Origin of the sequence: Azomonas macrocytogenes, assembly GCF_014191985.1 — a bacterium.
Taxonomy (GTDB): domain Bacteria; phylum Pseudomonadota; class Gammaproteobacteria; order Pseudomonadales; family Pseudomonadaceae; genus Azomonas; species Azomonas macrocytogenes.
On the sequence record NZ_JACHXI010000016.1, the window covers coordinates 55,370 to 79,457 of the forward strand.

Here is a 24,088-nt window from a genome sequence, read left to right on the forward strand (position 1 = left end):
TCGCTTTGCTTACATCCTAAAACTAATATGACTCAACAGGAATAAGGGGATTCTAGAGTGAATAAATCGGAACTGATCGATGCCATCGCCGCATCTGCCGACATCCCAAAAGCTATTGCAGGCCGTGCGTTGGATGCAATGATCGAATCCGTTACTGAAGCGCTGAAGTCGGGTGATTCCGTGGTTCTGGTTGGTTTCGGTACTTTTGCTGTCAAGGAACGGGCTGCTCGCACTGGCCGCAATCCACAAACAGGTAACCCGATCAATATTGAAGCTGCCAAAATACCAGGCTTCAAAGCTGGTAAGGCGCTGAAAGATGCGGTGAACTGATACTACAACTCTCGTCAGTCTTACTGCGTCTTGGCCGGGGAAAATCCAGACGCTGACGCTGAAAAATAATATTCAGAAAAGGCGCATCCAATGGTGCGCCTTTTTCTATTCTGCCCCTGCTATGGAGTCTGCTTCTGGCGGATTTCTGGAGGATCCATGCTGCAAAACATCAGGGACAATTCCCAAGGCTGGATAGCCAAAACGATCATAGGGCTCATTATCATGTTGATGGCTTTGACAGGTATCGAAGCCATATTCAACCAATCTGGCAATCAGCAGAAAGCCGCTGAGGTCAACGGCGAAACCATCTCGCAGGCTCAATTAGGTCAAGCTATAAACATGCAGCGAGCACAGCTTGCACAGCAATTGGGCGGCAACTTCGATAGTTCTTTGTTGAGGGATGAATTCCTGCGTGCATCCGCACTCAATGGAGTTATTGATCGGACCCTGCTTCTGCAAAGTGCCAAGCGTTCGGGGTTTTCCTATTCCGCATCCGCGCTCGACCAAGTGATTCTGCAAACTCCTGAATTTCAAGCCGATGGTAAATTCGACCCTATTCGCTTCGACCAGGTCATTCGGAACATGGGCTACAGTCGCCTGCAGTTTCGTCAGCTACTTGAGCAGGAAATGCTTATTGGCCAGTTACGAGCAGGCATCATTGGTACAGGATTTGTCACTGATCAACAGGTCGATGCATTTGCCCGTCTGGAGCGGCAGACACGTGATTTTGGTATGTACACTATTACTGCCAATGTCGAAGCAATGGCGGTTACCGATGAAGATATCCAGCATTACTACGAGGCAAATGCAGGACGATTCCGTTCACCTGAACAAGTAGTCGCCGAATATGTAGAATTGAAGAAAGACGTCTTTTTCGATCAGGTCAGCGTTAATGAATCTCAGATAAAAGCTTTTTATGAAAAGCAGATTGCCGATCTCGGCGAACAGCGCCGGGCAGCCCATATCTTGATTGAAGTGAATGACAAGATCAGCGATGAGCAGGCTCGAGCAAAGATCGAGGATATTCATGCCCGCCTGGAGAAAGGCGAAGATTTTGCAACGCTGGCTAAGCAAGAGTCGCAGGATCCTGGCTCGGCGAAAGATGGCGGTGATTTGGGTTTTGCTGGACCAGGGGTTTACGATCCAACTTTCGAGAAAGCTTTGTACGCCCTGAAAGAGGGCGAGATTTCCGTACCTGTGCGTTCTGCTTTTGGCTGGCATCTAATCAAACTGCTGGGTGTGCAGGCACCTGAGATACCTACGCTGGAAAGCTTGAGACCGGAGCTCGTGCGTCAGCTAAAGGCCGAGCAGGTCGAGCAGCGTTTTGTGGAAGCGAGCAAGCAGTTGGAGTCTTCTGCTTATGAGTCAGCTGATCTGGCACAACCGGCTCAAGAATCGGGATTGAAAGTTGAAACCACTGCTCCCTTTGGTCGTGAGGGCGGAGAGGGGATTGCTGCAAATAAGCAGGTAATCCAGGCTGCCTTCAGTGATCAGGTTCTGGTTGATGGTGCCAATAGCGATCTTATCGAGTTGGATCCGGAGACGGTGCTGGTCTTGCGCGTCAAAGAGCATCGAAAACCTGAAGCGCTTCCTTTGAATCAGGTAAAAGACGGTATTGCCAAGCAACTTAAGCACGAGAAGGCCACCGAGAAGGCTCGCCAGGATGGGCAAGGTCTGCTCGCCAAACTGCAAGGCAAGGATAGCGCTGCTACTGAAGGTGATTCTGCCAATTGGCAGCAGGTTGAAGCAGCTGCCCGTAATCAGGACGGCGTTGATCCTGCCGTTCTGCAGGCTGTGTTCCGCATGCCAAAACCGAAGGACAAGAATCTCTCGAGCTATTCTAGTGTTACTCTCAACAACGGTAATTTTGTCGTGTTGCGCTTGGATGGTGTCAGTGCGCCGGAAGAGCCTTTGAATGCAGAGCAGAAGCAGGAGTATCGTAGGTTCCTGGCTTCTCGTGCTGGCCAGCAGGACTTCTCTGCTTTCATGAACAAGATTCGCTCAACTGCCGAGATCGAGCGTTTCTAGGATAGATTCGGTGCACTTGTTTCAGTCATAAAAAAACCCGCAGAAATGCGGGTTTCTTTGTGGAATATACGGCTCAATCTTCAAGTGTGCCCATTGCCGTGGTGTTGAAGCCACCATCGACATAAAGGATTTCTCCACTGATACCTGAAGCCAGGTTGGAGCAGAGGAATGCTCCTGCATTACCTACTTCTTCGATGGTTACATTGCGACGTAGAGGCGTTTGGCGCTCATTGGCAGCCAGCATCTTACGAAAACTGGCGATCCCCGAGGCCGCTAGGGTCCGGATCGGGCCGGCGGAAACGGCATTCACACGTGTACCTTCCGGGCCGAGGCTGGAAGCCAGGTAACGGACGCCTGCTTCGAGACTGGCCTTGGCCATGCCCATCACGTTGTAGTTGGGCATAGTCCGCTCGGCGCCCAGGTAGGAAAGAGTCAGGAGACTGCCGTTACGGCCTTTCATCAGTTCCCGTCCTGCCTTGGCCAGGGCGACGAAGCTGTAGGCACTGATATCGTGGGCAATGCGGAAGCCGTCACGCGTGGTGACGTTGGTGAAATCGCCATTCAGTTGATCGCCCGGAGCAAAGCCTACCGAATGTACGATGATATCCAAGCCATCCCATTTCTTGCCTAACTCTTCGAAAACATTAGCGATTTCTTCATCGCTGGCGACATCACAGGGGAAACAAAACTCGGGACTGGAACCCCAGGCAGTGGCAAATTCCTCGACACGTCCTTTGAGTTTGTCGTTCTGGTAAGTGAAAGCCAGTTCCGCACCTTCGCGATGCATGGCTGCGGCGATGCCGGAAGCGATCGATAGTTTGCTGGCTACACCGACGATCAATGCCCGCTTGCCACTAAGAAAACCCATGTACTTGTCCCTCTTCTGGTTGTTCGGCAGTTACCGGGGCCATGAAGGCCGATTCGAGCAACTGACGCGTATAGGGGTGCTGTGGTGCGGCAAAGATGGCATCTGCCGCGCCTTGTTCCACCACTTGTCCGTGCTTTACCACCATCAGTTGGTGGCTGAGCGCCTTTACCACTGCCAGGTCATGGCTGATAAACAGATAGGTCAGGTTGTACTTGGCCTGCAAGGTTCGTAGCAATTCCACTACCTGACGTTGCACCGTACGGTCGAGCGCCGAGGTAGGTTCGTCGAGCAGGATCATGGCCGGCTTGAGAACAAGTGCTCGGGCTATGGCGATGCGTTGGCGCTGTCCACCTGAAAATTCGTGAGGGTAACGGTGCCGAGTCTCCGGATCGAGCCCTACTTCTTGCAGCGCATCAATAATTGCCTGTTCCTGCTCCACTGCGTTACCCATGCCATGAATACGCAAACCTTCACCGATAATTTGAGCTACCGACATGCGTGGGCTGAGGCTACCGTAAGGATCCTGGAATACGACCTGCATTTCGCGTCGAAGTGGCCTGACTTGCCTCTGTGAGAGTTGATCCAGCGCCTCCCCATGAAAACGGATCTGGCCTTGACTGGAAATCAGCCGCAAGATCGCCAACCCGAGCGTCGATTTGCCCGAACCACTCTCACCGACAATGCCCAGTGTCTGGCCTTTCGGCAAGCTGAAACCGACACCGTCGACTGCCTTGACATGATCGACCGTACGTTTGAACAACCCTTTTTTAATGGGGAACCACACGCGTAGGTCATTCACTTCGAGCAGAGGGCTGGCTGGTCCGACCTCTACCGGGCCCCCACTGGGTTCGGCCGCTAGCAGTTCGCGTGTATAGGGATGCTGCGGAGATGAAAACAACTGGTCGCAGCTGTTTTGTTCGACGATTCGGCCATGCTGCATCACGCAAACCCGGTGCGCGACACGTCGAACCAGGTTCAGATCGTGGCTGATCAACAGTAAAGCCATACCCAGACGCTGCTGCAGATCCTTGAGTAGATCGAGAATCTTCAGTTGCACCGTGACGTCCAGTGCTGTGGTCGGTTCGTCGGCAATCAGCAACTGTGGTTCGTTGGCCAGGGCCATGGCAATCATGATTCGCTGGCGCTGGCCTCCTGACAGTTCATGGGGGTAGGCACGGATGCGCTGGCGTGGCTCCTTGATCCCAACTAATTCGAGTAACTCTAGCGTGCGGGCAGTGGCTGCCTTGCCACGCAGTTTCTTGTGCTGCTGGAGAGCCTCGTTGATCTGTTGACCGACAGTATGTAATGGGTTGAGCGAGGTCATCGGCTCCTGGAAGACCATGGCGATGCGGTTACCGCGCAATGTGCGTAGATGTTTTTCGCTGGCTTTAAGCAAATCTTCGCCATTATGGAAGATTTGTCCGCTAGGGTGGCGAGCTAGCGGATAGGGTAAAAGGCGCAGAATCGAGTGTGCTGTGACTGATTTGCCCGAGCCGCTTTCGCCGACGATGGCCAGGGTTTCGCCTTTACGAATCTCGAAATTGACACCTTCAACTACTCGCTGAGCCTGGCCGCCGTTGACGAACTCGACAGAAAGATCACGTATTTCGATCAGATTTTCGGTCATGTTCCTTTCCTCGGATCGAAGGCATCGCGGGCGGCTTCGCCGATGAATACCAATAGCGTCAACATCAGCGCCAGGACGGCAAAAGCGGTGATTCCCAGCCAGGGTGCCTGCAGGTTGGCCTTGCCCTGGGCGACCAGCTCGCCCAGCGAAGGCTCACCGGGTGGCAGGCCGAAACCGAGGAAATCGAGCGCCGTTAAAGTGCCGATGGCACCGGTGAGAATGAACGGCAGGAAGGTAAGGGTGGAGACCATGGCATTAGGCAGAATATGACGGAACATGATGGCGCTATTGCGCATGCCCAGGGCTCGGGCAGCACGGACATATTCCAGATTGCGTCCGCGCAGGAATTCGGCACGCACCACGTCCACTAGAGCCATCCAGGAAAACAGCAGCATGATTCCGAGCAACCACCAAAAATTAGGTTGGACGAAACTGGCCAGAATGATCAATAGGTAAAGTACCGGCAAGCCGGACCAGATTTCCAGCAAGCGTTGTCCGACCAGATCGACCCAGCCGCCGTAATAGCCCTGAAGTGCACCGGCAATCACGCCGATAATGCCGCTGAGTAAGGTCAGCGTCAGGGCGAATAGTATCGAAATCCGGAATCCGTAGATAACCCTGGCCAGTACATCGCGCCCCTGGTCGTCGGTACCCAGCCAGTTGACCAGCGAAGGGGGGGCCGGGGCAGGGATCTGCAACTCGTAATTGATGCTGGCATAGTCGAAGGGAAGTGGTGGCCAGATCATCCAACCGTCTTTTTTCGCTATCAGATCCTGGATATAGGGGCTTTTGTAGTTTGCCTGCAGGGGAAATTCGCCACCAAAGGCAGTTTCCGCGTAACGCTTGAATACCGGGAAATACCATTCGCCATCGTAGCGCACGACGATCGGCTTATCGTTGGCGATCAGTTCGGCGCCAAGGCTGAGGGTAAAAAGTACCAGAAAGATCCAGAGCGACCACCAGCCTCGCTTGTTGGCCTTGAACAGTGCCAGTCGGCGCTGGTTGATAGGAGACAATGACATCTCAACCCTCCCTGCTTGCAAAGTCGATGCGTGGATCGACCAGGGTGTAGGTAAGATCTCCGATCAGTTTTACCAGCAATCCAAGCAAGGTAAAGAGGAACAGCGTTCCGAACACGACAGGGTAATCTCGATTGACGGCAGACTCGAAGCTGAGCAGGCCAAGTCCATCGAGAGAGAAGATCACTTCGATCAGTAGCGATCCGGTGAAGAACATCCCGATGAAGGCAGAAGGAAAACCGGCAATGATGATCAGCATGGCATTGCGAAAGACATGACCATACAGCACACGATAATTGCTCAACCCCTTGGCGCGAGCAGTTATCACGTATTGTTTGTTGATTTCGTCGAGAAAACTGTTCTTGGTCAACAGCGTCAGGGTAGCGAAGTTGCCGATTACCAATGCAGTAATAGGCAACGCCAGATGCCAGAAATAATCGATGATTTTGCCGCCCAGGGTGAGTTCCTCGAAGTTGCTGGAGGTCAGGCCGCGTAGCGGGAACCAGTTCCAGTAGCTACCCCCTGCGAATAGCACGATCAGCAGGATGGCGAAAAGAAAGGCTGGAATGGCATAGCCGATCACGATCACCGAACTGGTCCAGACATCGAAGGCGCTGCCGTGGCGAGTAGCCTTGGCTATCCCCAGCGGGATGGAAACCATATACATGATCAAGGTGCTCCATAACCCGAGGGATATGGAAACCGGCATTTTCTCCAGGATTAAATCGGTTACCTTTGCGTCACGGAAAAAGCTGATGCCGAAATCCAGCTGCGAGTAATTGACCAGCATGGTCCAGAAGCGCTCGTGAGGTGGCTTGTCGAAACCGTATTGGCGCTCTATTTCCGCTATGAGCTCCGGATCCAGGCCCTGAGCTCCACGGTATCTGTTGGTTGCCGTGGCGACTTCCGAACCGCCGCCGGCGAAACGGCTGGTGGCACCGCCTTCGATGCCTTCAAGCTTGGCGATGGCTTGTTCGACCGGGCCGCCAGGAGCAGCCTGGATAATGACGAAATTGATCAGCAGGATACCGAACAGGGTCGGAACGATCAGCAGCAGGCGCCGCAGAATATACGCCAGCATTATTCTTCCTTGTCTTGGATTTCGGGCTTGGGTTTTGCCTCTGAGCTATCAGGCAGCGGCTTTGACACTGCAGGTTTCTGCCACCAACTCATCAGGCCGACATCGCTATCTGGTGTCACTGTGGGATGTTCGAGTTGATTCCAGTAAGCAGTTCGCCAAGTCTTGATATGCCAGTTGGGGATCACGTAATAGCCCCAGAGCAGCACTCGATCAAGGGCACGAGTACGAGTAACCAGCTCTTTGCGAGTATCAGCGCCGATCAGTTTTTCAACCAGGGTATCGATGGCCGGATCCTTCAATCCAATGAAATTACGGCTGCCGGGATTGTCGGCATTGGCTGAATTCCAGTACTCACGCTGTTCGTTACCTGGTGAACTGGACTGGGGAAAGCCGGTGACGATCATGTCGTAATCACGCGAGCGTAGACGGTTGATGTATTGCGATACATCTACTCGGCGTATATCTAACTGGATACCGAGGTCGGCCAGGTTTCGCTTGTAGGGTAGCAGCACCCGTTCGAAGTCGGCCTGCACCAGCAGAAATTCCAGCTTGAAAGGATTGCCCTGGGCATCGACCATGCGGTCGTTTTCTATTTTCCAGCCGGCTTGCGTCAAAAGTTGATAAGCCTGGCGCTGGCGATCACGGATGATACCGCTGCTATCGCTCACCGGTGGTTCAAAGGGCTTTTGGAAAACTTCATCAGGGATCTTGCCACGTAAGGGTTCGAGAATTTTCAGCTCTTCCGGGCTTGGCATGTCCGTGGCAGCCAGTTCGGAATTATCGAAATAGCTGCGGGTACGAGTGTAGGCTCCATTGAACAGACGCTGGTTGGTCCATTCGAAATCGAACAGCACCGACAGCGCTTCGCGTACACGGCGATCTTGCAGGGCTGGTCGGCGAATATTGAAGACAAATCCCTGCATGCCGGCAGGGTTACGGTTCGGGATTTCTTCCTTGATGATCCTGCCATCGCGCACCGCGGTGATATCGTAGGCTGTCGCCCAGTTCTTGGCGCTGACTTCGAGCCAGTAGTCGAACTGCCCGGCCTTGAAGGCTTGCAAGGCGACGTTGGTGTCGCGGTAATAATCGAAAATGACCCGATCGAAGTTATTGAAGCCGCGATTGACGGCCAGCTCCTTGCCCCAGTAATCGTTGACACGTGTGTAATAGATGGAGCGACCCGGCTCGATCCGTTCGACGCGATAAGGGCCGCTGCCCAAGGGTGGTTCCAGATTGCTGGCGCTGAAGTCACGCTCTGCCCACCAGTGCTTTGGCAGGACTGGCAACTGGCCAAGGATCAAGGGCAATTCGCGGTTGCCTCGGTGTTTGAAGTCGAAGCGAACCCGCTGTTTGGATTCGACCACTACTTTATCGACATCGGCATAGTAGGCCCGATATTGAGGGGTTCCCTTGGTAATCAAGGTTTCGAAAGTGAAAGCAACGTCTTCGGCAGTGATTTGTTTGCCGTCATGGAAGCGTGCTTCGGGGCGCAGATAGAAACGTACCCAGCTATTGTCGGGTGCTTTTTCGAGCTTTTCCGCTACTAGTCCATAGGCGGTAAATGCTTCATCCAAGCTATTTACCGTCAAGGTATCGTAAGTCAGGCCGATACCTTCGGCTGAGTTGCCTTTGTTGATGAAAGGGTTGAGTGTATCGAAACTGTCGTTGCCAGCCTGGCGCAACGTACCACCTTTGGGCGCATCGGGATTGGCATAGTCGAAATGCTGGAAATCTGCCGGATATTTAGGCGCCTCGTCATAGAGAGTCAAAGCGTGTTGCGGAGCGGCCTGGGCAGTACTTGCCAAGCAAGCGAATGCCAGGCTCGCATGCAGAAAAACGTGCCGCAGAGAAATATTCATCATTCAGCCTTCTTCGGGTTTTTCAGCCACCAAGCCCGCAACCCTAACGCATAAGGGGGAGGGGTTACATGGGCAAAACGGTTGCGATAGGCCAGGCGGTGATAACCGATGAACCAGTTGGGAATGGTGTAGTGATTCCATAGCAGGACACGATCCACGGCCCGCGCAGCCGCAATCTGGTCATCTCGAGTGCGCGCTGCCATTAACCGGTCGAGCAAGGCATCGACAACGGGATTGGCAATGCCAGCATAATTCCTGCCGCCTTTGATTCCGACTTGAGATGAATGGAAGTACATCCACTGCTCCAGCCCCGGGCTCAAACTTTGTCCCAAGGTATTGATGATCATGTCGAAGTCGTAATGGTCCAGGCGCTGTTTGTATTGTGCCTGGTCCACTGTGTGCAGACTGACTCGAATGCCGATTCGGGCGAGGTTTTCGACATAGGCTTGAAGAATGCGCTCAAGACGTGAGTTGACTAGCAGGATTTCAAAATGCAATAGGTGACCTGCCGCATCGCTCATTCCACTTTCGTTCAAGTGCCAGCCTGCTTGCTCAAACAAGGCAAGCACTTGACGCAGGGTTGCTCGGGGAATTCCCTGCCCATCCGTGCGCGGCAGATGAAACTCTTCGGAGAATACTTGTGCTGGCAACTGCTCGCGCAAAGGGGAAAGCAGTAGCCATTCCTTGCCCACGGGTTTTCCTGTCGCGGCAAATTCGCTGTTCGGGTAGTGGCTTTCGCTGCGTTTGTAGGCACCATGGAACAGCGCTCGATTGGTCCACTCGAAATCGAACATCATGCCCAGCGCCCGACGTACCCGGATATCGTTGAAAATATGGCGGCGCGTATTCATGAACAGCGCCTGGATTGGCGAGGGAATCTGGTGGGGAATTTCCGCGCGTATCACATCGCCACGCTGGATTGCCGGAAATTGGTAGCCGTTGGCCCAGTTCTTCGCCTGATGCTCAATGAAAAAATCGAATTCACCAACCTTAAAGGCTTCGAAAGCCGCTGTCGCATCCCGGTAGAATTCTACCTCGACGCGGTCGAAGTTGTACTTGCCGCGATTGACCGGCAGCCCTGCGCCCCACCAGTCCTTGACCCGTTCGAAGACGATGCGGCGTCCCGGTTGGACTTCGGTGATTCGATAAGGGCCACTGCCCAGTGGTGGCTCGAAGGATGTGGCCTGGAAGTCCCGGTTATCCCAGTAGTGTTGCGGCAGAACCGGCATTTCGCCCAGGCGCATGAGCAGGAGTGGGTCGCCAGGCCGGTCGAAGACAAAACGCACACGTCGATGATTCAGGATATCGATACGTTTGACGCCCTTGAAGCCGGTGCGGTATTGCGGATGACCCTGTTCGACCAATAGCCGAAAGGAGTTGGCTACATCCTCGGCAGTAATCGGCTTGCCATCGTGGAAGCGGGCTTCTTCACGCAGGTTGAAGACGACCCAACTGAGGTTATCGCTATATTCGACGGATTTCGCGATAAGTCCGTAGCTCGACGATGGCTCATCGCCGGATGGATCGTAAATCCCTGAACCCACCATCAAAGGCTCGTTCAGTTCATTGACTCCGTATTCCAGGAAATCACCGGTTCCACTGGGGCTGGTGCCTTTGAACGTGTAGGGATTGAGTGTATCGAACGTTCCCCACGCCATCAGGTGGACACTGCCGCCTTTGGGCGCGCTCGGGTTCACCCAGGCGAAGTGCGTGAAATTCGCCGGATATTTGAGTAGCCCGAACTGGGCGAATCCATGACTTTCGATTGGTGTGGCGAGGAGTGGAGTGCTTAGACCAAGGCTGATCAGCAATAAGGTGAGGCGCATCGGCTGGCGGTCCAATCCCTGGCGGCTGGTCGATTTGGGGCCGCTACAGTAGCAGCTCATAGAGGATGGAAAAAGCTCTGGATTCCTATCTGTGATGGATGTTAGCTGCCAGCAATACAGCGATGATATCTGGAAAAGCTTATAACATCATAAATTATTGGCAACAGTGCTTTGCTCCATCTTTTTTCAACGGCCTGCTGCTATAGAGGATAAAGCGTAAGCATCTGCCCAGGCTTCAGCTCCACACTATGCGGATTCCAGCGTTTCAGCGCTTGTAGTTGTACGTTGAAGCGTTTGGCAATTTCATGCAGGGAATCGCCTTTTTTCACCTTGTAGTAGGTGATTGATACTCGGCCTGCATTGGCGATGCGCCCGCCTGCTTTGGTATTGTTGGCCACTACTGTTTTGGGAGCAGGAGCTTGCAGTAAAAGAAGCTGGCCAGTATTTACGCTACTGCCCGAAAGCATGTTCCAGCGTTGCAGGTTGCGCACCGATATTTTCTGCTTTTCGGCAATTCCCCAGAGATTTTCACCGGCTTTGACGCGATAGGTACGTGGCGCGGAGTTTGTCGGTGAGCTTCTTTTAGCTATTGTTCGAGTGGCCTGCCGGGTTGGTTCAGCTTCTTCCGATCTTGCTACAGGAATACTCAGAACCTGACCAATATTCACCTGATTGGAACGTAGTTGATTAATATCCTTTAGCTTTTTAATAGATGCCTGATAGCGTTCGGCAATGTTGTTCAGGGTATCACCAGGGCGAACCCGATGCCGTTGCCAGCCGGCGGGCTCCTGGTTTTTCAGGTTCGCCAGATTCGCTACCAGTAGCTGTGCCTTTTCAGTAGGGACCAGCAGATTGATAGGGCTGTTCGGCGTAATGCGCCGGGTGAAAGCGGGATTCAGCCGGTATAGCTCTTCTTCGTCCAGGTTGGCTATCTGTGCCACGCGAGCAAGCTCGACACGCTGATTCAGGGCAACCGATTCAAAATAAGGCTCGTTGGCCACCGGGCTCAGGCTGATACCGTAAGCGTCGGGAGAAAGCACCAGTCGCGAAACGGCCAACAGTTTGGGTACGTAGTCGCGGGTTTCCTGGGGAAGCGGGAGATTCCAATAATCGGTTGGCAGACCCAGCTTTTCGTTGCGTTCGATGGCACGGCCGACCGTACCTTCTCCAGCGTTGTAGGCAGCCAAGGCCAGCAGCCAGTCACCGTCGAACAGGTCATGCAGATAGCTCAGGTAGCGCAAGGCTGCATTGGTCGAGGCAGTGACATCGCGGCGACCATCGTACAGGCTGGTTTGTTGCAGATTGTAATAAAGGCCGGTAGAGGGGATGAACTGCCATAGCCCTACAGCATTCGCCGAGGAGTAGGCGAAAGGGTTGTACGAGCTTTCGATGATCGGTAGAAGTGCCAGTTCGAGCGGCATGTCGCGTTCTTCAAGGCGCTCGACAATGTAATGAATATAGGGAGCGCTGCGTTCACTGGATATTTCTATCGAGGAAGCCCGGCTGGCGAACAACAAGCGTTGCTGTTCCACGCGGGGATTGCTGTCGACCAGGTCCTGTAATTGGAATCCGGCGCGCATGCGTTCCCAGATGTCCTGATAGACCACTGGAGCCGTTTCCTTGGGCGGTGTCCAGTTGCTTTGTCGATAGTGGTGCTTGTGGTGCACGATTTTTGTGCGTTCGTATCCCCTGTCCTGAGTCGAGTCGTGGCTCTGGCATCCGGCCAGAGCGATGCACAGCGCGAGAGCCAGTACCGGTCCTACGGCTGCCTGGGCGGCAGGAGCACGGTATTTGTGAGGGGCGGGCGGCATTGGCAGTTATTCCCCATTCGCAAAATGGGGGGATTCTAGGAATGCGATTCCTCAAGGGTCAAGGTCGAGAACGATTTTCATGTCGCCCATATCGTTCAGAATTTATCTTTCCAGGCACGAATTGCAGCAAATATTTCTTCTGTAGAAGCCTTTGCAGAAACTCCCAGGTGGATGGCAGCAGCTCTTACTGCAGGTTCTTCACAGCGTAGAAAAGGATTGGTTGCCAGTTCCTCTGCCAAGCTTGAAGGCAAGGTAATACGGGACTTTGCGCGTAGTTGGGTGACGTCTTCGAAGCGCTTGGCGAGCTCCTTGTTCTGTGGTTCGACTGCCCGAGCGAAGCGCAAGTTGGACAAGGTGTATTCGTGTGCGCAGTAAATCATGGTAGATAGCGGTAATGCTGCTAATTGTCGCAGTGATTCGAGCATCTGGGCTGGGGTGCCTTCGAAGATCCTGCCGCACCCTCCGGCGAACAGGGTGTCGCCGCTGAACAAAAATGGTGCATCGGGGCTATCGTGGAAGTAAGCGATATGACCCAGTGTATGCCCCGGGACTGCGAAGACCTTTAACGGCTGGCCGAGTACTTCGATGAGATCGCCAGCGGTCAGTGCCAGATCGCGGGCAGGAATCGGTTCGCTGGCCGGGCCGGCTACGCGAGCGCTGGTTTCCTGCTTGAGGCGTGTCACGCCGCCAGTGTGGTCCTGATGGTGATGGGTAACGAGGATATCGGTCAGTTGCCAGTCCGGGTGCGCGTTGAGCCAGCTAAGGACCGGCTCGGCATCGCCTGGGTCGACAGCGGCGCAGCGTTGCGAGAGGTTATCTTGCAGCAGCCAGATGTAATTGTCCGAAAAAGCGGGAATCGCTTCGATCTTCAACATTTTGCAAATCGCCAAGTTCAGCATAAAGGTTCATGCTAACAGTGCTGTGATCTTCCAATCGAGGTTGGTGGTTGCAGGGTAATCCGACAATGGAGGAGGAATCATGATTCCAGAACCATTTACCCGGGCGGACGAACGCTGGCTAGACCTTGTTCAAGAGGCCAATGCCTGGTTCGAAGGACCGTTGGGCCAGCAATTGCTGGCGCAGGAACGTGAAATTCTGGCCAGGGAGCTCAAATGCTGTTTTGGCAGTTACCTGGTGCATTACGCCCCGTTTATCGATAGTCCTCTCGAACTCGAACAGATAGGCCGTTGTGTGCGTATCGGCCCACCTTTGTCCGGTGTGGAAATCCAATGCCACGAACAGGCCTGGCCTCTGGGGGAAAATGTAGCCGATGCGGTGATTCTGCAGCATGCCTTGGATTTCAGTCGATCACCGCATGCCCTGCTGAGAGAAGCGGCGCGTAGTGTCCGTCCTGGTGGGCATATTTTCATCATCGGCATCAATCCCTGGAGCTTGTGGCGCTTGCGCAGCACTTTTTCATTCGGAGCTTTTCATCAAGCGACCTGCATCAAGCCTTCCCGGGTTGGCGAATGGTTGAATGTACTGGGGTTCGCGTTGGAGAAGCGTCGCTATGGGTGCTATTGTCCGCCGCTTTCCTCTCTTTCGTGGCGGGCGCACCTGGCTTGGCTGGAATCCTTGGGGCAACGCATACAGATGCCGACCGGAGGGTTTTATGTGCTGACGGTCCGCAAAATGATGGTGGGGTTGCGCCCGTTGCGCAGGGATCGTCGTGAGCACATGGGGCAACTGATTCCTTTACCGGTAGCCAAGGTCAGTCGACGCGATGCCAAACAACGCTGAGGGCTGCTGCACGGAGTGGGCGACTTTCTCGCCTGATCCCCGGTAATCGGGACACCAGCCCGGACAGAACAAACAAGGGAAATGAATAATCATCGATGAGCGACTCACTGGTCGAAATCTACACGGATGGCGCTTGTAAAGGTAATCCAGGCCCTGGTGGCTGGGGTGCCCTGCTGGTCTACAACGGCGTGGAGCGGGAACTTTGGGGGGGGGAAGCCGAAACGACCAACAACCGTATGGAACTGACCGCAGCCATCCGGGCGTTGGCTACGTTGAATCGTCCCTGCCAGGTGCGCCTGATCACCGATTCCCAATACGTGATGCAGGGAATCAACGACTGGATGCCGAACTGGAAGAAGCGTGGCTGGCTGACTGCCAACAAACAACCGGTCAAGAATGCCGAGCTCTGGCAACAACTCGACGAACAGGTGAATCGTCACCAGGTGAACTGGGAGTGGGTGCGTGGCCATAACGGCCATGCCGGTAACGAACGAGCTGATGCCCTAGCCAACCGTGGTGTCGTTCAAGCCAGGCGTCAACCGATAAGCTGAAGGAGCTGCAAGCATGCGTAGTGTGGTGCTGGATACGGAAACTACCGGTATGCCTGTGACGGAAGGGCACCGGATCATTGAGATCGGTTGTGTCGAAGTCCTTGGTAGGCGTCTGACCGGGCGGCATTTCCACGTCTATCTGCAGCCTGATCGCGAAATTGACGAGGGCGCGATCGCCGTGCACGGCATCAGGAACGAAGACTTGATCGACAAGCCTCGTTTTGCCGATATCGCCGATGAATTCTTTGAATTCATCAAGGATTCCCAACTGATTATTCATAACGCGGCGTTCGACATCGGCTTCATCAGCGATGAGTTCACGCGGCTTGGGCAATCTGAGCGAGCTGAGGTCGCCGAGTATTGCTCAGTGTTGGACAGCCTGTTGATGGCCCGTGAGATGCATCCAGGGCAGCGCAACAGCCTGGATGCATTGTGCCGGCGCTACGATATCGATAATTCCTGTCGCGAGCTGCACGGCGCTTTGCTCGATGCGGAGATTCTCGCCGACGTCTATTTGGCGATGACCGGTGGCCAGACGCATTTGTCGCTGGCGGGCGAGGGCAGTGGGATGTCTGCCAATGGTTTCGGGCGAGCCAGTGAGATTCGCCGCTTGCCGGCTGATCGACCACGTACCCGGGTAGTTCGTGCCTCGGCAGAAGAGCTTGCGGCCCATGCCACGCGCTTGGCTATCATCGAAAAATCAGCCGGTGCCGAGCCGCTCTGGGTCCAGTTGGACAAGGCGGCCGATCCAGTCTGAGCGAATTCTTTTCGCTTCGCTCATCAGGTGATGCGTCCTATCCTGAAACAAATTCCTTCAGGAAAGGCGCATGTATTACAAAGACCTGAATTTCCCCATTCTTATCGTTCATCGGGATATCAAGGCCGATACTGTCGCCGGTGAGCGGGTGCGCTGCATCGCTACCGAGCTGCAAGGGGATGGCTTTAGCATCCTGCCGACAGCCAGCCCGAGCGAAGGCCGTATCGTCGCTTCGACCCACCACGGGCTGGCCTGCATCCTCGTGGCGGCGGAGGGCGCTGGCGATAATCGGCGGCTGTTGCAGGATGTGATTGAGCTGATTCGTGTGGCCCGCAGCCGGGCACCGCGACTGCCGATCTTCGCTCTGGGCGAGCAGGTCACTATCGAGAATGCACCGGCCGAGGCGATGGCCGATCTGAATGAGCTGCGCGGGATTCTCTACCTGTTCGAAGATACCGCCCCATTTCTGGCTGGACAGGTTGCCAGGGCTGCGCGCAATTACCTGGACGGTTTGCTGCCGCCTTTCTTTCGCGCATTGGTCGAGCATACCTTCCAGTCGAATTATTCCTGGCATACGCCGGGTCACGGCGGCGGAGTCGCTTTTCGCAAAAGCCCGGTGGGACAGGCGTTTCATCAATTCTTCGGCGAGAACACGCTGCGCTCGGATTTGTCCGTGTCGGTGCCGGAGCTGGGTTCTCTGCTCGATCATACCGGCCCGCTGGCGGCAGCGGAGGCGCGAGCGGCGCGCAATTTCGGCGCGGATCATACTTTTTTCGTGATCAATGGTACTTCCACCGCCAATAAAATCGTCTGGCACGGCATCGTGGCGCAGGATGATCTGGTGCTGGTGGATCGCAACTGCCACAAATCGATCCTGCACGCGATCATCATGACCGGTGCTATTCCGCTCTACCTGACTCCAGCGCGCAACGAACTGGGCATCATTGGCCCGATTCCGCTCGATGAATTCAGCCGGGAATCGATTCAGGCCAAGATCGATGCCAACCCGCTGGCCAGAGGTCGTCCGCCCGAGGTGCGTCTGGCCGTCGTCACCAACTCCACCTACGACGGGCTCTGCTACAACGCCAACATGATCAAGCGTACTCTGGGCGATAGTGTGCAGGCGCTGCATTTTGACGAGGCCTGGTACGGTTACGCCGCCTTCCACGAGTTCTACGATGAGCGCTACGGCATGGATACCCGCGAGCAAGGAGCGCTGGTGTTCGCGACCCATTCCAACCACAAGATGCTCGCCGCTTTCAGCCAGGCGTCGATGATTCACGTACTTGATAGCCAGACGCGCCAGTTGGACCGCGACCGCTTCAACGAAGCCTTCATGATGCATATTTCCACCTCACCCCAGTACAGCATTCTCGCCTCGCTGGATGTGTCTTCGGCGATGATGGAAGGCCCGGCCGGTCGTTCGCTGATCCAGGAAACCTTTGATGAGGCCCTGAGTTTTCGCCGTGCCCTGGCCAATTTGCGGCGACAGCAGCCTGATGGCGATTGGTGGTTCGATATCTGGCAGCCGAGCCGGGCACAGGGCGTCGAGCGGGTCGAGACGCGCGATTGGCTACTGGAACCGGAGGCGGACTGGCACGGTTTCGGCGAAGTGGCGAACGATTACGTCCTGCTCGATCCAATCAAGGTGACCCTGATCACGCCGGGGCTTACTGCTACCGGGCGGCTCGATGAACACGGCATCCCAGCGGTAGTGGTCAGCCGTTTCCTCTGGGAGCGTGGTCTGGTGGTGGAAAAGACCGGCCTGTATTCCATTCTGGTGCTGTTCTCGCTAGGTATCACAAAAGGCAAATGGAGCACGCTGTTGACCGAGCTATTGGAGTTCAAGCGCCATTACGATGCCAATCTTCCGCTCGGCGATGCGCTGCCTTCCGTTTTTGAAGCCGATCAGCGGGCCTATGCGGGTATGGGGCTGCGCGATCTTTGTGCTGCCTTGCACGCTTGCTACCGGGAAAGCGCCACGGCTAGATCCATGCGGCAAATGTACACGGTGCTTCCCGAGCAGGTGATGAAACCAGCCGAGGCCTACGACAAGCTGGTTCGAGGAGAAGTCGAGGCAGTCCCTGTCGATGCCTTGGATGGCCGTGTCGCTGCCGTGATGCTGGTGCCTTATCCACCGGGAATTCCGTTGATCATGCCGGGCGAGCGTTTCACTGCCGAAAACCGATCGATCCAGGATTACCTGCGCTTTGCCCAGGATTTTTCCATGCGTTTCCCTGGTTTCGATGTCGATGTGCATGGTCTGCAGCGTGAAACCAGAGCGAATGGACAAATCTTTACGGTTGACTGTATTGCGGCAAGTTCGACGATATAAGCTGTGTCAGCCGCAAGCGTATGGAGGTTAGTGCAATGGGGAGTTCCGTTAGAGCACGCAACAGGGGATCTGACCCGGTTGCCGGCTGGCTCCGTGCATTCGGTAGGGAGGTAGCTGCCTGATGGCTGTCTGGCAACCGCAGGTTCTCGATCCAGCCATTCAGTACGGCCATGTACTGGTGCATTATCGCCAGCATTTTCTCTGTACTGCAGAGGGGCTGCTGTTTTCTTCGGATCGGTTCAGGCAAATTGAGTTACCGCTGGTCTGCAAACAGGGGCTGGGGTATTTCAATGGCGTTCCGGTTCACCTGTATGAACTGGCGGGCAAGGTGGAGATTCCGGGCACTGCCTGGTACGGCTTGCGTCAGTTGATGGTCGGCGAGCACGATCCCGAGTTGTTGTCGATGTTGCGTTTTGCCACGCAGATCGGCACCTGGGCGATCCAGAATCGCTTCTGTGGCAGTTGTGGTACGCCGATGACGCCGTTGGCGGGGGAGCGTGCCATGTGCTGCGTTGCCTGCCAGGTACGCCACTATCCCCGTTTATCACCCAGCATGATTGTCCTGGTGACGCGCGGTGACGAGATTCTGCTGGCTCGTTCTCCGCGTCATGCGTCCGGGGTGTATAGCACGCTGGCCGGCTTCGTCGAGCCTGGGGAGAGCGTCGAGCAGTGCGTTGCCCGGGAAGTGCTGGAAGAGGTCGGCGTGACTATCGATCAGCCACACTATATCGCCAGCCAGAACTGGCCTTTTCCGTATTCGCTGATGCTGGGGTTCCATGCCCGGTACACGGCCGGCGAAATTGTCCCTCAGCCCACTGAAATCGACGATGCACAATGGTTTTCCATTCAGCGATTGCCGGGTTTGCCGGGCGTCCATTCCATTGCCCGCTATCTGATCGATTTATACGTCGCCGAGCGGCTGGGGCGCGAACCCCCCCGTTTGCCAGTCTGATTTATGCATATGCAGCTTCATGAGACGCTTGCCAATGGCTGCGCTATCCAGGTGCTTCGGCAGACACGGGCAACGGTTTGTGCGTTGATCGTCGAGATCGCCGCCGGTAGCCACGACGAACCGGCAGCCTGGCCAGGATTGGCGCATTTTCTCGAGCATCTGCTTTTTCTGGGAGGCGAAGATTTTTCTGGGGAGCAGCGGTTGATGCCCTTTGTCCAGGCCTGCGGCGGGCGCGTCAATGCCCGCACAGGCCCCAGCTTCACCCGCTATTTCTTCGAGGTGCCGTCGATCCATTTTGAACAAGCCGGCCAGCGCCTGCTGGACATGCTGGTGAATCCCCGCCTGGATTACCACGAGCAGCTGCGCGAGCGAGACGTGCTCGATGCCGAATATAGCGCCCGTGCCGCGGATGCAGGGCAGTTGGGACAAAGCGCCTTGTTGGCCGTGGTCGCTCCGGCGCATCCCGTTTCTGCCTTTCATGCGGGTAATAAAGACAGCCTTGCAGTGGAATCGCCGGATTTTCAGGCGGCGTTGCACGAATTTCATCAGCGTTTCTATTGTGCGCCGCATTGCCGCCTGGTCCTGATCGGTTCGCCATCCACCGATGATTTGTTGGCGCTGGGTCGGCAGTTGGGTAATCGCTTGGCTGCCGGTGAGCCGAGCCAGCGCGCCAGACCACCGGCGTTTGCCTTGCCGGAATTCCAGAACTGGCAACTCAGTCTGCACAGCGGCTCTCCACGACTGTGGTTGGGGGTCGCGTTGACTGCAGGTGTGGATGAATACGTCAGCGAAGCTGTCGCTGTGCTTGCCGAACAGGTGGGGAGTGGGCTTGCTGGCAGCCTGGCGGATCGTTTGCTGCGCCAGGGGTGGAGCGACAGCCTGCGAGTACACAGACTCTACGAATATGCCGGCCAGGTGCTTCTGGGGTTGGAGTTTTCCTTGGCGGATGCGTCGCTCCCAGTCTGTGCTGCCATTCGTCGCGCTGTTCTGGATTGGCTGGCGTTTTTCACTGCGCAAGCGCCGTGGCATGGGCTTCCTCGGTCCGGTCCTGAGATGGCTGGCCTGCCACCGCTGGAAGCCGGGCATTGCTGGCTGGAGCGTGGCGGGAGACCGACAGCGACGTTATCAGCGCAGGGCTGCGAGGCTTTGCGGATTTTGCTCGAGTCCGTGATGGAGGAGCGACTGGTGGGCATTCTGGCTGCCCAGGATCTGCAGGGCGATGCACGGCAGATATGCGGCTTCCCCGCCCGGATGTTGCCAACAGTCTGGCCGGCTGCCTCGACGAGACTGGTTTTCGAGAGTCTGCCGAGCAATCCGCTATTGCATGGAAAAAGCGAACTGCGCGGGCCGCTCTGGCGTGAGCTGGCGATTCAGCCCTGGACGGCGGGTGAGGCTGTGCTGTATCTGCGCTGTTGGTCCGATACGGCCAGGCGTGCCTCCTGGCCTCGAACGCTAGGCCTTGCTCTGCGCAGCGTGCAGGCTGCCGCCGAGCCGTTAGGGTTGGTTCTGGATATTCGAGCCATGCCGGCTGGTTGGCAGCTGCGTTTCCAGGGAACTGCGCACGTGCTTGCATATCTGGTGCAGGCGGTGGCTGAGGTTATCGACAGGCTTGTATCCAGCACATCCGGGCCGATATCGCCGCAGCACGATGGTGACGAAATGCCGGTTCGGCGCTTGTTGAGCGAGCTTGTTTACTACCTCGACCCGGTATTGGATGAAGCGAGCGTCATCCCGCTCGATCCCTGCTCTTCGTTGCGTTGGCAGGGCTTGCTGCTTGGCCTGGATGAAGAACAGCGTGAGCGCCTGGGCGGTGCGCTTCTGGCATTGCCGGGGCGACCGGCACCAGGACGCTCGCGGGTGCGATTGAAAGCCGGCAGGCATTGGCATCATCTGCCTGCCAGTCGAGGCGATTCGGCTTTGCTGGTGTTTTGCCCGGTCGCCGGTCGCCTGCCCGAAGCTGAAGCAGCCTGGCGGCTGCTGGCCCGCTATTTTCAGCCAGCCTTCTACCAGCGTATCCGTGGCGATTTGCAACTGGGGTATGGCGTTTTCTGCAGCTTTCATCAGTTGGATGGGCACTCTGGAATCCTCTTTGCCGTGCAATCGCCCAGCGCATCTGTGCGCGATATTTTCACGGAGATCGAGCGTTTTCTCGCAGATCAGGCAGCCATGCTGCCGAGGAAAATCGATGCGGACAGCTTGCAGCTGGCCATGCAGCTCGAACAGGAATCGGCAGGGCTGCGTACTAGCGCGGAACAACTCTGGCAAGCGCATCTGGCCGGCAATGATGCGACCTGGCCGGCTGCCGTGCGCGCTGCGCTACGACAGCTTTCCCACGAAAGATTACTGGCCTGGCATCAGGCGCTACAGGATGCCAGGGGTGGTTGGCTGGTGCTGGCCTGGGACGGCGCAGAGGGTTCTTGCTGAGGCCGTAAGCACCTCGATAGCGGAGTGCTTCAGCGCCGCAGGTAGGTATTGAAGTCGATATCGCTGGCCGACAGGATGGCTTGTACGCGGTTGTGTACATTGAGTTTGCGCAAAATGGCCGATACATGCGCTTTCACAGTCGTTTCGGCGATATGCAGGTTGTAGGCGATCTGCTTGTTCGATTCGCCTCGGGTCATGCGTTCCAGCACCATCAACTGCTTGCGGGTCAGTGCCTGTAACTGTTGAGTCGCAATTATGGATTCCGGCAGATTGTGTCGCGTTGTACTCTGCTGGGTACGGATAATGTCGGAAGGCAAATAGACATTGCCATTGAGAATCTGCTCGATGGCTTCGATCATCTGCGGGCGTGGCGAGGATTTGGTGATAAAGCCCACTGCACCGCAGGTGATGGCCTGCAGGACGACTTGCTTGTCCTGCTCGGCGGAAACGATGACCACCGGGATGGTCGGTGCTTCATTACGCAGACTGATCAGACCGTTGAGGCCATGCATGCCGGGCATGTTCAGATCCAGCAGGATCAGGTCGAGATTCTCATGTTCCCGGGTCAACGCCAGGGTTGTGTCCAGATCGGCGGTTTCCAGGATGGTACTGCCCGGGAATCCATCGCTGACCACATTGTGGATGGCCTCGCGAAACAGCGGATGGTCATCGGCGATGAGAATCTTGTACACAGCCATTTCCTCGCATGCTTGTCGTTATCCATTCTGCCATGTCTTGGGGTACGTATCCCACGGCATGGAAATCCGCAATCGGCGCAGGCTAAATCTCTACCTGCGCTCCCAGTTCGATCACCCGGTTCGCAGGTAGTCGAAAGTAGCGCATGCTGCTGTTGGCGTTGCGCTGCATGAAGGCGAAGAGACTTTCGCGCCAGTGCGCCATGCCTTTTTTCTGTTTGTGCGGAATCACCGTTTCCCGGCTGAGGAAATAGGTGGTGCGCATGGGGTCGAAATTCAGCTCGTCGTGAGCGCAAAGACCCAGGGCTTTTGGCACGTTTGGTTCCTCCATGAAGCCGAAGTGAAGATGCAGGCGATAGATGCCTTCGCTATAGGGAATCAGATGCAGCCGGCGTCTGTCCGGGACCCGTGGCGTATCCTCGGTGAACACCGTCACCAGCACGACCTTTTCATGCAGGACCTGGTTATGCAGCAGGTTGTGTAGCAGCGCATGGGGTATCGCGTCCGAGCGTGCGCCCATGAATACGCTTGTGCCTATGACGCGATGCGGTGGCTGCTGGTGCAGATTCTCGATCAGCACAGGCAATGGCAGCGAAGTTTCATCCAGGCGTTCCAGCAGAATCTGCTTGCCGCGTTTCCAGGTGGTCATCAGCGTGAACAGGACGATACCCGCCAGCATCGGAAAGGCACCGCCCTGGAAGATCTTCGGTACATTGGAGGCGAAGAACAGACCATCCACCAGAAAAAAACCAAGCAGTACCGGAATAGCTACCCAACGCGAAATTTTCCAGAGCAGCAGCATGACCGCTGTGACCAGCAATGTCGTGATTAGCATGGTGCCGGTCACCGCCACACCGTAGGCCATGGCCAAAGCGCCTGAATTTTTGAAGGCGAGCACCAGCAGCACCACACCGATCATCAATGCCCAGTTGACTACACCGATGTAGATCTGGCCCTGTTCCCTGCTGGATGTATGGCGGACGAGCATGCGCGGTATGTAGCCGAACTGGATGGCCTGGTGGGTCAGGGAAAAGGCGCCGGAGATCACCGCCTGCGAAGCGATGATGGTCGCCAGGGTGGCCAGCAGGATCAATGGCAGCAGCGCCCAGGACGGCGCCAGCAAATAGAAGGGATTGCGTACCGCTTCAGGATTTTGCAGCAGCAAGGCACCCTGGCCAAAGTAATTCAGTACCAGCCCCGGCAACACCAGGATGAACCAGGCCCGTGCGATTGGCTGGCGACCGAAGTGGCCCATGTCGGCATAGAGCGCCTCCGCACCGGTCAGTGCCAGCACTACCGCACCGAGAGCCATGAACCCGGTATGCGGATGGGTGACGAAGAAATTGAACGCCCACCAGGGGTTCAGGGCCCTGAGCACTTCCGGTTGCAGCACGATGCCGTAGACGCCGAGTAACCCCAGTACCAGGAACCAGAGGATCATCACCGGGCCGAACAGTGTGCCGATGCGGGCAGCCCCATGCTTCTGGATGATGAACAGTGCGACCAGTACGATCAGTGCAAGCGGAATCACTTGATGGCCGATGCCCGCGAAAGCGATTTCCAAACCCTCCACCGCCGACAGTACCGATATAGCCGGGGTGATCATGCTGTCGCCATAGAACAGTGCGACCCCGAACAGGCCGAGCAGTACCATGGCCGAGCGCAATTTCGGATAATTCGCCATCGCGCGTCGGGCCAGGGCAGTCAGGGCCATGGTGCCACCTTCGCCTTCGTTGTCCGCATGCAGTACGAACAGCATGTATTTGACCGAGACGACCCAGATCAGTGACCAGAAGATCAGCGAGAGAATACCCAGTACGCCATCGTGGTTGAGTTGTACGCCGTAATGCGGAGCGAACACTTCTTTCAGCGTATAGAGCGGACTGGTACCGATATCGCCGTAGACCACGCCGATGGCGGCGACCAGCGTTGCCCATCCCAGTCGTTGCGTGGATTGGGCTGCCATATTGCTCATCAAAATCGATCCTTGTTGAGGCGAGGAAAGGTGGTCAGGCATTCGCACCGGTTCCCCACACCTTACAGAAAAAGACTTGCTGAAGATGAAGTTCGCGAAATACGGGTAGCGAGCCGGTGGTTTTGCTTGGCGCTGCATCGCCGAGACGGCTGGTGAGGTACGATGCCTGTGAAAGTACTGTTGCTGCTATCGACAGGATTTCATTTCATA

18 protein-coding genes are annotated in these 24,088 nt (G+C 55.9%); 8 read left to right on the forward strand and 10 right to left on the reverse strand.

Annotation, left to right across the window (positions count from 1 at the left end; all coding sequences use genetic code 11):
- The first annotated feature begins 57 nt into the window (after nt 1-57).
- Together hupB and FHR87_RS14205 are read left to right on the forward strand one after the other, a co-directional pair.
- On the forward strand, nt 58-330 hold the full coding sequence (gene hupB / locus FHR87_RS14200; protein ID WP_183167368.1) for a nucleoid-associated protein HU-beta: 273 nt from the start codon (nt 58-60) through the stop codon (nt 328-330).
- A gap of 156 nt (nt 331-486) precedes the next feature.
- Nucleotides 487-2,358, forward strand: coding sequence for a SurA N-terminal domain-containing protein (locus FHR87_RS14205; RefSeq protein WP_183167369.1), 1,872 nt, complete (start codon nt 487-489; stop codon nt 2,356-2,358).
- Nucleotides 2,359-2,431: 73 nt separating this feature from the next.
- Here the strand turns inward: FHR87_RS14205 and fabI are convergent, their stop codons facing one another.
- The 8 genes from fabI to gloB form a co-directional block, all read right to left on the reverse strand.
- A complete protein-coding gene (fabI, locus tag FHR87_RS14210) occupies nt 2,432-3,226 on the reverse strand; it encodes an enoyl-ACP reductase FabI (RefSeq protein WP_183167370.1) in 795 nt (264 codons plus the stop codon).
- Nucleotides 3,213-4,853 carry an ABC transporter ATP-binding protein gene (locus FHR87_RS14215; protein ID WP_183167371.1) on the reverse strand — a complete coding sequence of 547 codons (1,641 nt, stop codon included), beginning with the start codon at nt 4,851-4,853 and terminating at the stop codon, nt 3,213-3,215. Before FHR87_RS14215 ends, fabI begins: the two co-directional genes overlap by 14 nt.
- A complete protein-coding gene (locus FHR87_RS14220) occupies nt 4,850-5,875 on the reverse strand; it encodes an ABC transporter permease (RefSeq protein WP_183167372.1) in 1,026 nt (341 codons plus the stop codon). Before FHR87_RS14220 ends, FHR87_RS14215 begins: the two co-directional genes overlap by 4 nt.
- Before the next feature lies 1 nt (nt 5,876).
- The gene (locus FHR87_RS14225; protein ID WP_183167373.1) at nt 5,877-6,953 is read right to left on the reverse strand and encodes a microcin C ABC transporter permease YejB; all 1,077 of its coding nucleotides are present in this window, start codon (nt 6,951-6,953) and stop codon (nt 5,877-5,879) included.
- Nucleotides 6,953-8,812: an extracellular solute-binding protein gene (locus FHR87_RS14230; protein WP_183167405.1), complete on the reverse strand. Its 1,860-nt coding sequence runs from the start codon at nt 8,810-8,812 to the stop codon at nt 6,953-6,955. Before FHR87_RS14230 ends, FHR87_RS14225 begins: the two co-directional genes overlap by 1 nt.
- Entirely contained in the window at nt 8,812-10,638 is a 1,827-nt protein-coding gene (locus tag FHR87_RS14235) for an extracellular solute-binding protein (protein WP_183167374.1), read from the reverse strand. The genes FHR87_RS14230 and FHR87_RS14235 overlap by 1 nt, the downstream gene beginning before the upstream one ends.
- A 200-nt stretch (nt 10,639-10,838) precedes the next feature.
- Nucleotides 10,839-12,449 carry a lytic transglycosylase gene (locus FHR87_RS14240; RefSeq protein WP_183167375.1) on the reverse strand — a complete coding sequence of 537 codons (1,611 nt, stop codon included), beginning with the start codon at nt 12,447-12,449 and terminating at the stop codon, nt 10,839-10,841.
- Nucleotides 12,450-12,544: 95 nt separating this feature from the next.
- Nucleotides 12,545-13,324 (reverse strand): hydroxyacylglutathione hydrolase, encoded by a 780-nt coding sequence (gene gloB / locus FHR87_RS14245; protein ID WP_183167376.1) that lies wholly within the window; start codon nt 13,322-13,324, stop codon nt 12,545-12,547.
- 103 nt (nt 13,325-13,427) lie between these two features.
- On the opposite strand from gloB, the gene FHR87_RS14250 reads away from it, so the two are divergent.
- The 6 genes from FHR87_RS14250 to pqqF all read left to right on the forward strand — a co-directional run bounded on the left by FHR87_RS14250 (nt 13,428) and on the right by pqqF (nt 21,208).
- Nucleotides 13,428-14,189: a class I SAM-dependent methyltransferase gene (locus tag FHR87_RS14250; RefSeq protein ID WP_183167377.1), complete on the forward strand. Its 762-nt coding sequence runs from the start codon at nt 13,428-13,430 to the stop codon at nt 14,187-14,189.
- 95 nt (nt 14,190-14,284) lie between these two features.
- Nucleotides 14,285-14,740: a ribonuclease HI gene (rnhA, locus tag FHR87_RS14255; RefSeq protein ID WP_183167378.1), complete on the forward strand. Its 456-nt coding sequence runs from the start codon at nt 14,285-14,287 to the stop codon at nt 14,738-14,740.
- Nucleotides 14,741-14,753: 13 nt separating this feature from the next.
- Complete coding sequence (gene dnaQ / locus FHR87_RS14260) at nt 14,754-15,497, forward strand: DNA polymerase III subunit epsilon (protein ID WP_183167379.1); 744 nt, start codon at nt 14,754-14,756, stop codon at nt 15,495-15,497.
- A 70-nt stretch (nt 15,498-15,567) separates the two neighbouring features.
- A complete protein-coding gene (locus tag FHR87_RS14265; RefSeq protein WP_183167380.1) occupies nt 15,568-17,832 on the forward strand; it encodes an Orn/Lys/Arg family decarboxylase in 2,265 nt (754 codons plus the stop codon).
- Nucleotides 17,833-17,953: 121 nt separating this feature from the next.
- A complete protein-coding gene (gene nudC, locus FHR87_RS14270) occupies nt 17,954-18,784 on the forward strand; it encodes an NAD(+) diphosphatase (protein WP_420826743.1) in 831 nt (276 codons plus the stop codon).
- Nucleotides 18,785-18,793: 9 nt separating this feature from the next.
- Entirely contained in the window at nt 18,794-21,208 is a 2,415-nt protein-coding gene (gene pqqF, locus FHR87_RS14275) for a pyrroloquinoline quinone biosynthesis protein PqqF (RefSeq protein WP_183167381.1), read from the forward strand.
- A 29-nt stretch (nt 21,209-21,237) separates the two neighbouring features.
- Here the strand turns inward: pqqF and FHR87_RS14280 are convergent, their stop codons facing one another.
- The gene (locus FHR87_RS14280) at nt 21,238-21,900 is read right to left on the reverse strand and encodes a response regulator (protein ID WP_183167382.1); all 663 of its coding nucleotides are present in this window, start codon (nt 21,898-21,900) and stop codon (nt 21,238-21,240) included.
- Nucleotides 21,901-21,988: 88 nt separating this feature from the next.
- Nucleotides 21,989-23,878, reverse strand: a complete 1,890-nt coding sequence (locus FHR87_RS14285) for a potassium transporter Kup (RefSeq protein WP_183167383.1) — start codon at nt 23,876-23,878, stop codon at nt 21,989-21,991.
- Between the last annotated feature and the right edge of the window lie 210 nt (nt 23,879-24,088).

Excerpts from the sequence above, each read along its gene's own strand:
- gloB (WP_183167376.1), bottom strand. The coding sequence starts at position 13,324 with ATGTTGAAGATCGAAGCGATTCCCGCTTTTTCGGACAATTACATCTGG.
- FHR87_RS14220 (WP_183167372.1), bottom strand. The coding sequence starts at position 5,875 with ATGTCATTGTCTCCTATCAACCAGCGCCGACTGGCACTGTTCAAGGCC.
- FHR87_RS14215 (WP_183167371.1), bottom strand. The coding sequence starts at position 4,853 with ATGACCGAAAATCTGATCGAAATACGTGATCTTTCTGTCGAGTTCGTC.
- fabI (WP_183167370.1), bottom strand. The coding sequence starts at position 3,226 with ATGGGTTTTCTTAGTGGCAAGCGGGCATTGATCGTCGGTGTAGCCAGC.
- FHR87_RS14250 (WP_183167377.1), top strand. The coding sequence starts at position 13,428 with ATGATTCCAGAACCATTTACCCGGGCGGACGAACGCTGGCTAGACCTT.
- FHR87_RS14205 (WP_183167369.1), top strand. The coding sequence starts at position 487 with ATGCTGCAAAACATCAGGGACAATTCCCAAGGCTGGATAGCCAAAACG.
- FHR87_RS14265 (WP_183167380.1), top strand. The coding sequence starts at position 15,568 with ATGTATTACAAAGACCTGAATTTCCCCATTCTTATCGTTCATCGGGAT.
- dnaQ (WP_183167379.1), top strand. The coding sequence starts at position 14,754 with ATGCGTAGTGTGGTGCTGGATACGGAAACTACCGGTATGCCTGTGACG.
- rnhA (WP_183167378.1), top strand. The coding sequence starts at position 14,285 with ATGAGCGACTCACTGGTCGAAATCTACACGGATGGCGCTTGTAAAGGT.
- FHR87_RS14235 (WP_183167374.1), bottom strand. The coding sequence starts at position 10,638 with ATGCGCCTCACCTTATTGCTGATCAGCCTTGGTCTAAGCACTCCACTC.
- FHR87_RS14240 (WP_183167375.1), bottom strand. The coding sequence starts at position 12,449 with ATGCCGCCCGCCCCTCACAAATACCGTGCTCCTGCCGCCCAGGCAGCC.
- pqqF (WP_183167381.1), top strand. The coding sequence starts at position 18,794 with ATGCAGCTTCATGAGACGCTTGCCAATGGCTGCGCTATCCAGGTGCTT.
- FHR87_RS14285 (WP_183167383.1), bottom strand. The coding sequence starts at position 23,878 with ATGAGCAATATGGCAGCCCAATCCACGCAACGACTGGGATGGGCAACG.
- FHR87_RS14230 (WP_183167405.1), bottom strand. The coding sequence starts at position 8,812 with ATGAATATTTCTCTGCGGCACGTTTTTCTGCATGCGAGCCTGGCATTC.
- FHR87_RS14225 (WP_183167373.1), bottom strand. The coding sequence starts at position 6,953 with ATGCTGGCGTATATTCTGCGGCGCCTGCTGCTGATCGTTCCGACCCTG.
- nudC (WP_420826743.1), top strand. The coding sequence starts at position 17,954 with ATGGCTGTCTGGCAACCGCAGGTTCTCGATCCAGCCATTCAGTACGGC.